Source organism: Mycobacterium sp. NPDC050551 (assembly GCF_040674075.1).
GTDB lineage: Bacteria > Actinomycetota > Actinomycetes > Mycobacteriales > Mycobacteriaceae > Mycobacterium.
The window spans coordinates 456,354-469,053 of the sequence record NZ_JBFARC010000005.1; the positions used below are offsets into that span (position 1 = coordinate 456,354).

Consider the following 12,700-nt stretch of genomic DNA (forward strand, 5'->3'; position numbering starts at 1 on the left):
CGGCGGGCACCCCGGCGGTCGATGATGTCCGAATGGTTCTGCAGCACACCCAGCCGGCTGACGACGCGCCCCCGGCCCTGCCGAAAAACGACACCCAGTCGCCGTTGACGGTGACCGCGCCGGTGCCGTACGCGGGCGGCGGGTCGCTGCGGAACCCGTTCCCGCCGATCGCCGACTACGCCTTCCTGTCCGACTGCGAGAACACCTGCCTGATCTCCTCGGCGGGCTCGGTGGAGTGGCTCTGCGTCCCACGCCCCGACTCGCCCAGCGTCTTCGGTTCGATCCTGGACCGCGGCGCCGGACACTTCCGGCTCGGTCCGTACGGCGTCTCGGTGCCCGCCGCGCGCCGCTACCTGCCCGGCAGCCTCATCCTGGAGACCACCTGGCAGACGCACACCGGTTGGGTGATCGTGCGGGACACGCTGGTGATGGGCCCGTGGCACGACATCGATGCGCGGTCGCGCACCCACCGCCGCACGCCGATGGACTGGGACGCCGAGCACATCCTGCTGCGCACCGTGAAATGTGTCAGCGGCACCGTCGAGTTGGTGATGAACTGCGAGCCGTCGTTCGACTACCACCGCAACAACGCCAGCTGGGAGTATTCGGCGCAGGCCTACGGCGAGGCGATCGCCCGCGCCACCAAGAACCCCGACTCGCACCCGACGCTGCGACTGACCACCAATCTGCGCATCGGCCTCGAGGGCCGCGAAGCCCGCGCCCGGACACGGCTCAAGGAGGGCGACAACGTCTTCGTGGCGCTGAGCTGGTCGAAGCACCCCGCGCCGCAGACCTACGAAGAAGCCGCCGACAAGATGTGGCAGACCAGCGAGGCCTGGCGGCAGTGGATCAACATCGGCGACTTCCCCGACCACCCGTGGCGGGCCTACCTGCAGCGCAGCGCGCTGACCCTGAAGGGGCTGACGTACTCGCCGACGGGCGCACTGCTGGCGGCCAGCACCACGTCGCTGCCGGAAACGCCTCAGGGCGAACGCAACTGGGATTACCGCTACGCCTGGGTGCGCGACTCGACGTTCGCCCTGTGGGGGCTCTACACGCTGGGGCTGGACCGCGAGGCCGACGACTTCTTCGCGTTCATCGCCGACGTGTCGGGTGCCAACAACGGTGAACGCCATCCACTACAGGTGATGTATGCCGTCGGCGGCGAGCGCAGTCTGGTCGAGGAGGAGCTCAACCACCTCTCGGGCTATGACAACGCGCGGCCGGTGCGCATCGGCAACGGCGCGTACAACCAGATGCAGCACGACATCTGGGGCACGATGCTCGATTCGGTGTACCTGCACGCCAAGTCGCGCGAGCAGATCCCGCCGACGTTGTGGCCGGTGCTGAAGAATCAGGTCGAGGAGGCCATCAAGCACTGGCGCGAGCCCGACCGCGGCATCTGGGAGGTGCGCGGCGAGCCGCAGCACTTCACCTCCAGCAAGATCATGTGCTGGGTGGCGCTCGACCGCGGGTCCAAACTGGCCGAACTGCAGGGCGAGAAGAGCTACGCCCAGCAGTGGCGGACAATCGCCGAGGAGATCAAGGCCGACATCCTCAAGCACGGCGTCGACGACCGCGGCGTGCTCACCCAGCGCTACGGCGACGTCGCGCTGGACGCGTCGCTGCTGCTCGCGCCGCTGGTGCGGTTCCTGCCGCCCGACGATCCGCGGGTGCGCGCGACGGTGCTCGCCATCGCCGACGAGCTGACCGAGGAGGGCCTGGTGCTGCGGTACCGGGTCGAGGAGACCGACGACGGCCTCACCGGCGAGGAGGGCACCTTCACCATCTGCTCGTTCTGGCTGGTGTCGGCGCTGGTCGAGATCGGCGAGGTGAGCCGGGCCAAGCACCTGTGCGAGCGGCTGCTGTCCTTCGCCAGTCCGCTGCATCTGTACGCCGAGGAGATCGAGCCGCGGACCGGCCGCCACCTGGGTAACTTCCCGCAGGCGTTCACCCACCTGGCGCTGATCAACGCGGTGGTGCACGTCATCCGCGCCGAGGAGGAGGCGGACAGCTCCGGGGTGTTCGTCCCGGCCAACGCCCCGATGTGAGCGGGCCTCATTCCACCGGCCTTGTCGGTGGCCGCCGGTACAGTCGAACACATGTTCGATACAGCGTCTTCGGCCGACGAGGAGGGCCGGTTGTGGGCGCGTCTCGGTGAGCTGGAAACGGCGAAATCTGCTGCTGCAGCCGAGCAGGCCCGGGTCACCGCCGAACTGGACCGGATGCGTCGCGCCGCCGAGGCCGCCGCCGGAATGCCCGCCGCCAAGCGGGGCCGCGGGCTGGCCGCCGAGATCGCGCTGGCCCGCCGCGACTCCCCCCACCGTGGTGGCCGCCACCTCGGATTCGCCCGCGCCCTGGTCCACGAAATGCCGCACACCTTCGCAGCTTTGGAGTGCGGGGCGCTCTCGGAGTGGCGGGCCACCCTCATCGTGCGGGAATCGGCATGCCTGAGCATCGCCGACCGCGGCGCCCTCGACGCCGAACTGTGTGGGAACGTGCGGCAGTTGGCCGGCAAGGGCGACAAGCGGATCACCGCCGAGGCCAAGAAGATCGCCTATCGCCTCGACCCTCAGGCCGTCGTGGACCGGGCCGCCAAAGCCGTCGGCGAGCGAACGGTGACCATCCGCCCCGCACCCGACACCATGACCTATGTGACCGCGCTACTGCCCGTCGCCCAGGGAGTCGGCGTCTACGCCGCGTTGAAGAGGGCCGCCGACACCACCTTCGACGACCGCTCCCGCGGACAGGTCATGGCCGACACCCTCGTCGCTCGCATCACCGGCACCCCCGCCGACGTCGCGGCGCCGGTCGCGGTCAATCTCGTCATCACCGACCAGACCCTGCTCGCCGGCGACCCCGAACCCGCGCACTTGCAGGGCCACGGACCGATCCCCGCTCCCGTCGCCCGCCGAATGGTCCACGACGCCGTCGCCGACAAACGGTCCAAGGCCACCCTGCGCCGGCTCTACACTCATCCCCGCAGCGGCGCTCTGGTGGCGATGGAGTCCCGATCCCGCTGCTTCCCCAAAGCACTCGCGACGTTCATCGACCTACGCGACCAGACCTGCCGCACCCCGTACTGCGACGCCCCCATCCGCCACCACGACCACGCCCAGCCCCACCACCACGGCGGACCCACCAGCGCACTCAACGGCCTCGGCGAATGCGCGGCCTGCAACTACACCAAAGAAGCCGACGGCTGGCAGGTCACCACCACCGAGATCGACGGCACCCACACCGCCGCCTTCACCACCCCCACCGGCGCCACCTATGACTCCACCGCACCACCACCGCCCGGCGCGGTTGACCAGCAGGTGAACGTGGCGAGCGCGACACGCGCAGCGTGAGCGGGTGCAACGGACACCAGATGTTCAGGATCACGGTGTATCCATTGGTTGTCGGCACCGCAACCGCAGGACAGCATGGTGCTCACACACCAGGAGGCGCACATGGGATACGACATCCACACCGATTCGTCGCGGCGGGTCATCGACGTCGCAGTCGGCGTCCTGGTGGGGCTGCGGGGCTGCTCGCATCGCACGGCGTTCGACGAACTGGTGAGTGTGGTGAACCGCACCGGGATCGGCATCGGCAGCATCGCCGGCGCGTTGGTCGACCTGTCCGCCGGCGAATCCGGCCAGTCCTCAGCGCATCTCGAAGCGTTCAACGCCTGGGGCCAACTCGTCTCCAACGCGCGGCTGACGCCGCTGTCGACGGCCTGAGGTCAGCCCCCGACGTTGGCCATCAGCGCGGTGGCCACGTCGACGGCCTGGTCGGAGATCGTGTACCCGCACGCCCACGTCTCGACGACGACGTTGCTCACCGCCGAGATCGCGTGCTGACACGACCAGCCGCCGGAGTCCTCCTGACTTGAGGTCTGCGCGAGGACGCCCTGCGCATCGCGGACCTCCTGTAGCTCCCACAGGTAAGTGGTGGCGCCGGCGCCGATGGCGATCGCGTCACCGGCGCAGCTGTCCCACAGCGACCGCGACTCGTCGATGAAGTCCTGTGCCTGCATGTCGCTGGGAAACAGCACCGCGGTCTGCTGCACCCAGTGTTCGTTGTCGTCACCGGGTTCTGCGGCCACCTGGTCGCGCATTGCGGTCCACTCGGAATCGGCGTAGACGGATTCTTCGGCGGAGAAGATGGCCCCGACGCAGTCCGGGTCGGACACGTCGTCGACATGGTCACCCATCTCCTCGGAGTCGCTGGTGACCTCCATGTCCGTGGCGCCGACCGTCGAGTTGAGCTCGGCGATGGGCAGCAGCACGGCGTCGAGTTCGGCCTCCTGCAGTTCGGCGGCGCCCGCCGGCCGCACCGCCGTGCCGGCGACGGTGGCCTGACACGCGGTGAGCATGGCCGCCACGCCCAACCCGGCGACCACAAGACAGATTCGCAGCGCACCGGCGTTCGTCACCGACACATTGTCACCGACAAGGCGCCCGCGCGGCGGCTGACGGACCGATCAGCGCGCGATCTTGTCCAACATCAGGTCCGCGACGTGCACCGCCCCGTCGGCGCCTGCCGCTTTGGCGTCCTCGAGGTCGGTGATCTCCACGTCGACGACACAGTCCCCGGCGACGCCGAGTGCGCGCTGCAGGGTGAGCGAGTCCGAGTCGCCGGCGTCGTGCAGCACCACCGCCGACACCACGCGGTCCCCGACCGCCACGTCGGTGATCATGCTCTGCTCACGGGCGCCCCGGTTGGGCTGCTGCAACAGCAGCGTCTGGCCGTCGCAGTGCCGCCACTTCTGCGCCGAGGCGGCGAAGAACCGCTGCGCCTCGTCGGCCGTGTCGAACTGCACCACACCGAGATACGCCGACATCGACGGCCCGGCGACGCTTCCGCCGGCCCACGACCGGGTGGCCACCGACCGCACCGGGCTCTCCGCGTAGACCATCTGCTGCAGCCGGTACGTCGGGCTGACACAGTCGACCGGTGTCGCCTCGGTCCGGTCGACGCCCCGCAACAACATGTCGGCGCCGCCCTCGACCAGCTGACCCATGAAGCCGGCCGGTGGAATGCCCAGCGCCGCAGCGAGTTCCTCCTGCGTGGGCAGCATCGCGCCGAGCGGGCGTGCGGCGGTCGGTGGTGCCGGCGGCGCGGATGCGGGAACCGATGGCTGCGTGGGCGACGCACAGCCGGCGAGCAGCGTCACCGCCGCCACCACCGCCGCCGCCCGCATCGGCTACTTCTTCGGCTTGTCGCTGGCGGCGTCGGCGGACAGCGCGGCCACGAAGGCCTCCTGCGGGACGTCGACCCGCCCGATCGTCTTCATCCGCTTCTTGCCCTCCTTCTGCTTCTCCAGCAGCTTGCGCTTACGGGTGATGTCGCCGCCGTAGCACTTGCTCAGCACGTCCTTGCGGATCGCCCGGATGTTCTCGCGGGCGATGATCCTCGAGCCGATCGCCGCCTGGATCGGCACCTCGAACTGCTGACGGGGTATCAGTTCCTTGAGCTTGGTGGTCATCTTGTTGCCGTATGCCGGCGCCGAGTCCTTGTGCACAATGGCGCTGAACGCGTCGACCGCCTCACCCTGCAGCAGGATGTCGACCTTCACCAGATCGGATTCCTGCTCGCCTGCCTCCTCGTAGTCCAGGCTCGCGTAGCCGCGGGTGCGCGACTTCAGGGAGTCGAAGAAGTCGAAGATGATCTCTCCCAGCGGCATGGTGTAACGCAACTCGACACGCTCGGGTGACAGGTAATCCATTCCGCCGAGCTCGCCGCGCCGCGACTGGCACAGCTCCATGATGGTCCCGATGAACTCGCTGGGGGCGATGATCGTCGTTTTCACGACGGGTTCGAAGACGGCGCCGACCTTGCCGTCCGGCCAGTCCGAGGGGTTCGTCACCACGAGTTCGGAGCCGTCGTCCTTGACGACGCGGTACACCACGTTCGGCGAGGTGGAAATCAGGTCCAGGTCGAATTCGCGTTCCAGCCGCTCCCGGGTGATCTCCATGTGCAGCAGTCCCAGGAAGCCGCAGCGGAAGCCGAAGCCCAGCGCCACCGACGTCTCCGGCTCCCACACCAGGGCGGCGTCGTTGAGCTGCAGCCGTTCCAGCGCGTCGCGCAGGTTCGGATAGTCCGAGCCGTCGACCGGGTAGAGCCCCGAGTACACCATCGGTCGGGGCTCGCGGTAGCCGGTGAGCGCCTCGGTGGCGCCGTTGCGCGCGGTGGTCACCGTGTCGCCGACCTTCGACTGGCGGACGTCCTTCACACCGGTGATCAGGTAGCCGACCTCGCCGACCCCGAGGCCCTCGGTGGCCTTCGGCTCCGGCGAGACGATGCCGACCTCGAGCAGCTCGTGCATGGTGCCGGTGGACATCATCTTGATCTTCTCGCGGGGGCTGAGCTTGCCGTCCACCACACGCACGTAGGTGACGACGCCGCGGTAGATGTCGTAGACCGAGTCGAAGATCATCGCCCTGGCGGGCGCCTCGGCGTCGCCGACCGGCGGCGGGATGAGCCGGACCACCTCGTCGAGCAGTTCGCGGACCCCGACGCCGGTCTTGCCCGACACCCGCAGCACGTCCTCGGGTTCGCAGCCGATGATGTGGGCGATCTCCCCGGCGTAGCGGTCCGGGTCCGCGGCGGGCAGGTCGATCTTGTTCAGCACCGGGATGATCGTGAGGTCGCGGTCGAGCGCCAGGTACAGGTTCGCCAGCGTCTGCGCCTCGATGCCCTGAGCGGCGTCCACCAGCAGCACCGCGCCCTCGCAGGCCTCCAGCGCCCGGGACACCTCGTAGGTGAAGTCGACGTGGCCAGGGGTGTCGATCAGGTGCAATACGAACTGTTCATCCCCGACCGTCCACGGCAGCCGCACGTTCTGCGCCTTGATGGTGATGCCGCGCTCGCGCTCGATGTCCATCCGGTCCAGGTACTGCGCGCGCATGTCGCGGTCGGCGACCACACCGGTGATGCCCAGCATCCGGTCGGCCAGCGTCGACTTGCCGTGGTCGATGTGGGCGATGATGCAGAAGTTCCGAATCTGCGCCGGCGCAGTGAACGTCTTGTCGGCGAAGCTGCTGATGGGAATCTCCTGGTGGGGCTGGGTGGGACACGCGTGGTGCGCCCGTCAAGGGTATCGACCACGGGCGGCCGCGACACAATCGCAGCTCCCGGCGGTCACTTATGCTCGATTCCATGCCTCCGCAGTGGAAGTCGTTCCAGCGGTTCGCGGGGACCGCCGCAAAGAACTTCGTGTTCAACGAGGCGCCGAAGTTCATCCGCCAGCTCCAGCAGTCCGAGAACAAGCCGCGCACGGTGCAGCAGGGCCTCCAGCAGGGTCTCAAGGTCGGCCTGGAGGCCGGCCTGTCCGCGCTGGCCGGTGCGGCCGCCGCGGGTCAGCCGACCGCGGCGATCACCAGCGGCAGGCCCGTCACCGACAACAGCGTCCCGACGGCGCACCGGGCCCGCAAGCTGGTCTACGCCCCCGATCTGGACGGCCGCGCCGACCCGGGCGAGATCGTCTGGACCTGGGTCGTCTACGAGGACGACCCGACGCGGGGCAAGGACCGGCCGGTGCTGGTGGTGGGCCGCGACCGGCGCACGCTGCTCGGCCTCATGCTGAGCAGCCAGGACCACCACCGCGACGACCCGGACTGGGTCGGCATCGGCAGCGGCGGCTGGGACGACCACGGCCGGCCCAGCTGGGTGCGGCTCGATCGCGTGCTCGACGTGCCCGAGGAGGGCATCCGGCGTGAAGGCGCGGTGCTGGACCGGGACCGGTTCGAGATCGTCGCCACGCGGTTGCGCGCCGAGTACTCCTGGAGCTGACTACCGCGGCGGCCGCCACATCGGGATCATGCTGGGGCCGTCGTCCGGGAGGATGATCTCGCCGGTGACGTCGAACCCGAACCGCTGGTAGTACGGCACGTTGTCCGGATTGCTCGACTCCAGGTAGGCCGGCGCGTGTTCGGCGTCCACCCGGTCCAGCCGGGACCGCATCAGGGCCTGACCGAAACCGCCGCCGCGCACCGTCGGGTCGCTGCCGATGACCCCCAGGTACCAGTGCGGCTCCTCGGGATGCTGCTCCTTCATCAGATCGGTCAGCTGCTGCCCGCGGGCGACGCGGCCGCGTGCCGCCCAGAGGAACCGGGGCATCATCCGGAACTCCTCGCTGCGCGAGTGCTGCCAGCGTCCCGGTGGATCCCACAGCGCGGCGGCCCCGATGTCCCCGCCACGCCGGGCGACCTCGACGCCGCCACCGGCCATGAAGTGGTGACGGGTCATGGCCGCGAACATCGTCGGCAGCCCCTTCGCGCGGCGCGCCGGGTCGGGCACCATCCACGCCATCACCGGGTCGTCGAAGAACGCCCGGCCCAGCGTGCGCGCCAGCGCACGGATGTCGGCGCGCACCGGCGGCCGCACCTCGATGTCGGTCGGCACAGTGGTCATCCCTGGGTGATGTAGGCCTGCAACTGCTCGTGCTCGGCTTCCAATTCTTCCATCCGCGTCTTGACCACGTCACCGATGCTGACGATGCCGGCGAGCCGTCCGTCCACCACCACCGGCACGTGCCGCACCCGGTTGCGGGTCATCAGCACGGTGAGGCTGTCCAGGGTGTCCTCGGGGTCGCAGGTCGCCACCACGGTCGTCATGATCTCCGACACCGGCCGCGACAGCAGGTCCGCGCCCATCTCGTGCAGCTTGCGCACGACGTCGCGCTCGGACACGATGCCCGCCAGCCCGTCGGGTGAGACCACCACCATCGCACCGATGTTGTGCATCGACAGTTCGGTGAGCAGCCCGCTGACCGAGGTCTCCGGCGTGATGGTGGCGACCGCCGCCCCTTTCGTCCGCAACACGTCCGCGATCCGCATGGCGAGCCTCCGTTTGTGAGCTACGTCATATCAGGCTAGGCGGGCGGCGCACGCTGCGGAGGGTTTCGGCGGCCGGGAATGAATCGGCGGGCGCCGCACCTTGACCCCTTCATGACCTCACCGGTACCGACACTCGACCTGGGCGATCAGCTCACCGTCAGCGCGATGGGCTTCGGGGCGATGGCCCTGACGCCGGTCTACGGCGCCGTCAACGACGCCGAATCGCTGGACACCCTGCACCGCTGCCTCGATCTCGGCGTGACGTTCATCGACACCGCCGACGTCTACGGCGGCGGGGACAACGAACGCCTGATCGCGCGCCTTCTCGCCGACCGTCGCGACGAGGTCACGCTGGCCACCAAGTTCGGCATCACCGGCGTACCGGGGAAGCCGTCGGCGGGACGGCCGGGTGTCCGCAACGACGCCGCCTACGTGCGCCAGAGCGCCGACGACAGCCTGCGGCGGCTGCAGACCGACGTCATCGACCTGTACTACCTGCATCGCCGCGACGTGTCGGTGCCCATCGAGGACACCGTCGGGGCGATGGCGGACTTGGTCGCCGCAGGCAAGGTCCGCCACCTCGGCCTGTCGGAGGTGACGGCCGACGAGCTGCGCGCCGCGGTCGCCGTGCACCCGATCGCAGCGGTGCAGAGCGAATGGTCGATCTGGAGCCGCGACGTCGAGCGCAACGTCGTCCCGGCCGCCGTGGAACTCGGCGTGGGATTCGTGCCGTACTCGCCGCTGGGCCGGGGGTTCCTGGCCGGCTCGGTGCGGTCGGGCGCCGACCTCGAGGCGGCCGGTGAGTTCCGGCGCAGTCTGCCGAGATTCGCCGCCGACGCGTTCGAGGCCAACCTCGCCGTGGTGGACACCGTCGCGACCGTGGCCGACCAGGTCGGCGCCACCCCGGCACAGGTCGCCCTCGCGTGGCTGCGCCAGCGCGCCGAGGCCCTCGGCGTGTCATCGGTGCCGATCCCGGGCACCCGGCGCGCCACCCGGGTCGCCGAGAACCTCGATTCGCTCGGCGTCACGCTGACCGCAGATCAGCTCGCGGCACTCGACGCCGCAGCAGCCTCGGTGGTGGGACAGCGGTCCGGCGATCCGAACTGGGTGTCCGCGGGCCGCGAGTAGCGCCCTCCCCGATCGGGGCGGTGGGAATCCCGTCAGACCGCACACCGGCGCACCGCCGACGCGGTAGGTATGAGCCATGATCGAGCTCACCCTGCTGGGAACCGGCAGCCCGATACCGGACCCCCGCCGGGCCGGGCCGTCGACGCTGGTGCGCGCCGGCGGCCAGACACTGCTCGTCGACTGCGGACGCGGTGTGCAGCAGCGGATGGCGGCCGCCGGGGTCGGCGCCGCCGGCCTGACGGCCCTGCTGCTCACCCACCTGCACAGCGACCACATCGCCGACCTGGGTGACCTGCTGATCACCCGCTGGGTCACCACGTTCACCGAGCAGGCGCCGCTGACGATCATCGGGCCGCCGGGGACGGCCGAGGTGGTGGACCTGACGCTGAAGGCGTTCGGTCGCGACATCGGCTACCGGATCGCCCACCACGCGGATCTCACCGCACCCCCCGCCGTCGAGGTGCACGAGCACACCGACGGCGTCGTCTGGGACCGCGACGGCGTGCGCGTCGTGGCCGCGCCCACCGATCACCGCCCGGTGACGCCGACGATCGGGTTCCGCGTGGAGCACCACGGTGCGTCGGCGGTCCTCGCCGGGGACACCGTGCCGTGCGACAGCCTCGACGCGCTTGCCGCAGGCGCAGGCGCGCTGGTGCACACCGCCATTCGGCAAGACCTGATCGAATCGCTTCCGCAGCAACGATTCCGCGACATCTGCGACTACCACTCGTCGGTCGAGCAGGCCGCCGCGACCGCTGCCAGGGCCGGTGTCGGCATCCTGGTGCTCACCCACTACGTCCCGGCGATCGCGCCCGGCGCCGAGGACGAGTGGCGGGCGCTGGCCGCGTCGGTGTTCCCCCGGCAGATCGAACTCGGAGACGACCTGCACCGCGTCGAGGTGCACCCCGGCGTGTGCGTCAGGCCAGCCGGGTGATCTCCACGACGACGTCGAGGTCGGTGGAGCCCTCACCGGAGTAGATGCCCTTCAGCGGGGTGACGTCGGCGTAGTCGCGGCCGACACCCACGCTGACGTACTGCTCGTTGATCTCTTTGTCGTTGGTCGGGTCGTAGTGCCACCAGCCGCCGGTCCACGCCTGGATCCACGCGTGACTCTGCCCTTCGATGGTGTCGCCGACCGCGGCCTCACGGTTCGGATGCAGGTAGCCCGACACGTAGCGGGCGGGAATACCTATGCTGCGCAACAGGATCAGCGACAGATGCGCGAAATCCTGGCACACGCCCTTGCCTTCGCGATGCGCGTCCAGGCCGGACGAGTGCACCCCGGTGGTCCCCGGCACGTACTCGAGTTCGCTGTGCACCCAGTTCGCCGCGGCGATCACCGCGTCGTGCGGGTCGTGGTACTTCGCGATGCGCTGCCCCACCCGCGCCAGGCGCCTGCTGTCCGGCGTGTAGTCGGTGGGCCCGAGCACCTCGTCGAAGCGGTCGATCACCGCGATCGTCTTGAGGTCCTCCCAGCTCACCTCCTCGGCGGGTTGGTCGCCGGTGTCGGTCTCGACCACAGACGACGCGGTGACCTCCAGTTCGGTGTGCGGGGCGTGCAGATCGAACGACGTCACCGCGGTGCCCCAGTAGTCGACGTAGCGGTACTGGCGGGTGGCAGGCACGGTCTCGACCCGGTTGAGGATGACGTTCTGCCGCGAGTCCGACCGTGGCGTGAGGCGCGCCTCGTTGAACGACGCCGTCACCGGCGACTTGTAGGCGTACCCGGTCGAGTGCACCACCCGCATGCGCCACATCAGATCTCCCCTTCCTCGATCACCAGGCCGCCGCTGCGGCCGGCGTCGGTCCAGGCCACCCACGGTGCCGCATGGAAGTACTGCAGCGCCAACGCCTCTCCGACGTCGAAGCAGGTCTGCTGCAGGTCGGCCAACCGGGTCTCGAGCGACTCCAGCAGCACGCCCGGCTCCAGGAACTCCAATTCACTGCGCGCGCGGCCAAGCAGGCGCTGCGCCTCGGCGGTCGCTCCGACGCGGTTCTGCGGCCGCTGCAGCAGTTCGTCGAGGCTGTGCTCGGCCAGTCGCAGCGAGTAGTAGATCGACCGCGGGAACAGCCGATCGAGCAGCATGAACTCGACGACACGGCCCGCGTCGAGTGCGCCGCGATAGGTGCGCAGGTAGGTGTCGTGCGCGCCCGCCGACCGCAGCAACGTCACCCAGGCCGGCGACGAGGCACTGTCGCCGACCCGGGACAGCAGCAACCGCACGGTCATGTCCACCCGTTCGATCGCGCGGCCCATCAGCATGAACCGGTACCCGTCGTCCCGGGACAGGGTCGAGTCCGCCAGGCCGGCGAACATCGCCGCGCGACCCTCGACGTACGAGAGGAACTCATGGGGGCCAAGGCGTTTGGCGGCCCGCTCCCGCTCGGGCAGTGCGTTGTAGGTGGTGTTCAGGCATTCCCAGATCTCGCTCGACGTCACCTCCCGGGCGCCGCGCGCGTTCTCCCGCGCCGCCGAGATCGAGTCCACGATGGAGGTGCCCTCACCACGGGTGTCGCGGGTGAACGCCACCAGATCGGTGAGCGACCAGACGTCGAGCGCGGTGCTCGGGGCCTCGATGCCGAGCACCCGCAGCAGGGTCCGCGACGCCCGGTCCGGATCGACGCTCGAGTCCTCCAGCAATTGGTGCACGGTCACGTCGAGAATGCGCGCGGTGTCGTCGGCCCTCTCGACGTATCGTCCGATCCAGTACAGCGACTCCGCATTTCGCGCGAGCATGCGCTATCCC

12 protein-coding genes and 1 pseudogene are annotated in these 12,700 nt (G+C 69.6%); 6 read left to right on the top strand and 7 right to left on the bottom strand.

All coding sequences use genetic code 11. The features are described 5' to 3' along the window. Positions 1–32: 32 nt before the first annotated feature. From AB0K11_RS21885 to AB0K11_RS21895, 3 genes are all read left to right on the top strand, one after another. Positions 33–2,051 (top strand): glycoside hydrolase family 15 protein, encoded by a 2,019-nt coding sequence (locus AB0K11_RS21885; protein ID WP_364981644.1) that lies wholly within the window; start codon positions 33–35, stop codon positions 2,049–2,051. Positions 2,052–2,102: 51 nt separating this feature from the next. Continuing rightward, entirely contained in the window at positions 2,103–3,350 is a 1,248-nt protein-coding gene (locus tag AB0K11_RS21890; RefSeq protein ID WP_364981647.1) for a DUF222 domain-containing protein, read from the top strand. A 75-nt stretch (positions 3,351–3,425) separates the two neighbouring features. Continuing rightward, a complete protein-coding gene (locus AB0K11_RS21895; protein ID WP_364981649.1) occupies positions 3,426–3,725 on the top strand; it encodes an ANTAR domain-containing protein in 300 nt (99 codons plus the stop codon). Positions 3,726–3,727: 2 nt separating this feature from the next. Here the strand turns inward: AB0K11_RS21895 and AB0K11_RS21900 are convergent, their stop codons facing one another. The 3 genes and pseudogenes from AB0K11_RS21900 to lepA form a co-directional block, all read right to left on the bottom strand. Further along, complete coding sequence (locus tag AB0K11_RS21900) at positions 3,728–4,420, bottom strand: sensor domain-containing protein (RefSeq protein WP_364981652.1); 693 nt, start codon at positions 4,418–4,420, stop codon at positions 3,728–3,730. Positions 4,421–4,468: 48 nt separating this feature from the next. Beyond that, entirely contained in the window at positions 4,469–5,188 is a 720-nt protein-coding gene (locus AB0K11_RS21905; RefSeq protein ID WP_364981655.1) for a sensor domain-containing protein, read from the bottom strand. Positions 5,189–5,191: 3 nt separating this feature from the next. Beyond that, positions 5,192–7,113: pseudogene (gene lepA / locus AB0K11_RS21910) on the bottom strand (translation elongation factor 4). A gap of 33 nt (positions 7,114–7,146) precedes the next feature. Here lepA and AB0K11_RS21915 point away from each other — a divergent pair. Continuing rightward, entirely contained in the window at positions 7,147–7,779 is a 633-nt protein-coding gene (locus AB0K11_RS21915; protein ID WP_364981658.1) for a type II toxin-antitoxin system PemK/MazF family toxin, read from the top strand. Here the strand turns inward: AB0K11_RS21915 and AB0K11_RS21920 are convergent, their stop codons facing one another. Beyond that, complete coding sequence (locus tag AB0K11_RS21920; protein ID WP_364981661.1) at positions 7,780–8,400, bottom strand: GNAT family N-acetyltransferase; 621 nt, start codon at positions 8,398–8,400, stop codon at positions 7,780–7,782. It lies immediately after the preceding gene. Further along, a complete protein-coding gene (locus tag AB0K11_RS21925; protein ID WP_364981664.1) occupies positions 8,397–8,825 on the bottom strand; it encodes a CBS domain-containing protein in 429 nt (142 codons plus the stop codon). Before AB0K11_RS21925 ends, AB0K11_RS21920 begins: the two co-directional genes overlap by 4 nt. A 111-nt stretch (positions 8,826–8,936) precedes the next feature. Here AB0K11_RS21925 and AB0K11_RS21930 point away from each other — a divergent pair, with 111 nt between their 5' ends. Both AB0K11_RS21930 and AB0K11_RS21935 read left to right on the top strand, forming a co-directional pair. Beyond that, entirely contained in the window at positions 8,937–9,953 is a 1,017-nt protein-coding gene (locus tag AB0K11_RS21930; protein WP_364981667.1) for an aldo/keto reductase, read from the top strand. Positions 9,954–10,029: 76 nt separating this feature from the next. Continuing rightward, positions 10,030–10,887: a ribonuclease Z gene (locus AB0K11_RS21935; RefSeq protein ID WP_364981670.1), complete on the top strand. Its 858-nt coding sequence runs from the start codon at positions 10,030–10,032 to the stop codon at positions 10,885–10,887. Here AB0K11_RS21935 and AB0K11_RS21940 read toward each other — a convergent pair. Together AB0K11_RS21940 and AB0K11_RS21945 are read right to left on the bottom strand one after the other, a co-directional pair. Continuing rightward, on the bottom strand, positions 10,871–11,710 hold the full coding sequence (locus AB0K11_RS21940) for a transglutaminase family protein (RefSeq protein ID WP_364981673.1): 840 nt from the start codon (positions 11,708–11,710) through the stop codon (positions 10,871–10,873). The two genes, AB0K11_RS21935 and AB0K11_RS21940, sit on opposite strands and share 17 nt — an antisense overlap. Beyond that, the gene (locus AB0K11_RS21945) at positions 11,710–12,690 is read right to left on the bottom strand and encodes an alpha-E domain-containing protein (protein ID WP_364981676.1); all 981 of its coding nucleotides are present in this window, start codon (positions 12,688–12,690) and stop codon (positions 11,710–11,712) included. Before AB0K11_RS21945 ends, AB0K11_RS21940 begins: the two co-directional genes overlap by 1 nt. Positions 12,691–12,700 lie beyond the last annotated feature (10 nt).

Bases quoted from the DNA above. Each gene is read 5' to 3' on its own strand.
- AB0K11_RS21940 (WP_364981673.1), bottom strand. From the start codon at position 11,710: ATGTGGCGCATGCGGGTGGTGCACTCGACCGGGTACGCCTACAAGTCG.
- AB0K11_RS21935 (WP_364981670.1), top strand. From the start codon at position 10,030: ATGATCGAGCTCACCCTGCTGGGAACCGGCAGCCCGATACCGGACCCC.
- AB0K11_RS21945 (WP_364981676.1), bottom strand. From the start codon at position 12,690: ATGCTCGCGCGAAATGCGGAGTCGCTGTACTGGATCGGACGATACGTC.
- AB0K11_RS21890 (WP_364981647.1), top strand. From the start codon at position 2,103: ATGTTCGATACAGCGTCTTCGGCCGACGAGGAGGGCCGGTTGTGGGCG.
- AB0K11_RS21920 (WP_364981661.1), bottom strand. From the start codon at position 8,400: ATGACCACTGTGCCGACCGACATCGAGGTGCGGCCGCCGGTGCGCGCC.
- AB0K11_RS21930 (WP_364981667.1), top strand. From the start codon at position 8,937: ATGACCTCACCGGTACCGACACTCGACCTGGGCGATCAGCTCACCGTC.
- AB0K11_RS21895 (WP_364981649.1), top strand. From the start codon at position 3,426: ATGGTGCTCACACACCAGGAGGCGCACATGGGATACGACATCCACACC.
- AB0K11_RS21905 (WP_364981655.1), bottom strand. From the start codon at position 5,188: ATGCGGGCGGCGGCGGTGGTGGCGGCGGTGACGCTGCTCGCCGGCTGT.
- AB0K11_RS21915 (WP_364981658.1), top strand. From the start codon at position 7,147: ATGCCTCCGCAGTGGAAGTCGTTCCAGCGGTTCGCGGGGACCGCCGCA.
- AB0K11_RS21925 (WP_364981664.1), bottom strand. From the start codon at position 8,825: ATGCGGATCGCGGACGTGTTGCGGACGAAAGGGGCGGCGGTCGCCACC.
- AB0K11_RS21885 (WP_364981644.1), top strand. From the start codon at position 33: ATGGTTCTGCAGCACACCCAGCCGGCTGACGACGCGCCCCCGGCCCTG.